Annotated in this window: 2 protein-coding genes; one reads left to right on the plus strand and one right to left on the minus strand. The window is 74.7% G+C overall.

All coding sequences use genetic code 11. The features are described from left to right. A partial coding sequence (locus tag HMPREF0731_RS22155) for an NUDIX hydrolase (protein WP_007006504.1) occupies window positions 1-486 on the plus strand: 486 nt, incomplete at its 5' end. Here HMPREF0731_RS22155 and HMPREF0731_RS22160 read toward each other — a convergent pair. Beyond that, a partial coding sequence (locus HMPREF0731_RS22160) for a hypothetical protein (RefSeq protein WP_007006505.1) occupies window positions 483-795 on the minus strand: 313 nt, incomplete at its 5' end. The genes HMPREF0731_RS22155 and HMPREF0731_RS22160 overlap by 4 nt on opposite strands.

A 795-nucleotide genomic window follows, 5' to 3' on the forward strand; every position in this document is an offset into this window, starting at 1 on the left:
CGCCGCCAGCGCCGCCAGCGCCTGGCCGCCGCCTTCGGCCTGGACGAGGCCGGCTGGAATGACGAGCTGGTGCTGCAGCGCTACGAGCTGCTCTTCGAGGCGGGGCTGGTGCCCGAGGCGGCGCGGCCCGGCGAGGAAGCCCCCTGGCAGGCCCCCGGCGAGCCGATGGCGCATGACCATCGCCGCATCCTGGCCACCGCCATCGCCCGGCTGCGCGCCAAGATCCGCTACCGCCCCATCGTCTTCGAGCTGATGCCGGAGCGCTTCACCCTGCTGCAGCTGCAGCGCAGCGTCGAGGCGCTGGCCGGGCAGAAGCTGCACAAGCAGAATTTCCGCCGGCTGATGGAGCAGCAGGCCCTGGTCGAGGAGACCGGCGAAAGCACCGCCGAGACCGGCGGCCGCCCGGCCCGGCTGTTCCGCTTCCGCCGCGCCGTGCTGGCCGAGCGCGCCGCCGCCGGCAGCAAGCTGCCCCTGGCCCGTTCCTAGCCCGCAGCGCCCTCGCGCCAGGTTTTTTCCAGATCGTCGCGCGGCGCCTGGCGTGGCAAATCGGCCAGCTCCGCGCGATCCAGGCTTTGCAGCAGCCGCCACTGGCCGAGATCGTCACCGGGCGCGGCCAGCGCGGCGGCCAGCGCCGCCAGCGGGCCCGGCTCCGTCCCCTCCAGCAGCAGCAGGCTTTCCTCCTGCGGCGCTGGCGCATCCGGAAACACCGAATAGGCCTGGCCCTGCTGCGCCGCCCCGGCGAAGGCGTAGCGCAGCAAACGACCCTCCCGCAGCGCCGCCCGCACCGGGGCGGCC

The sequence above is a fragment of the Pseudoroseomonas cervicalis ATCC 49957 genome, from assembly GCF_000164635.1.
Lineage (GTDB): Bacteria > Pseudomonadota > Alphaproteobacteria > Acetobacterales > Acetobacteraceae > Pseudoroseomonas > Pseudoroseomonas cervicalis.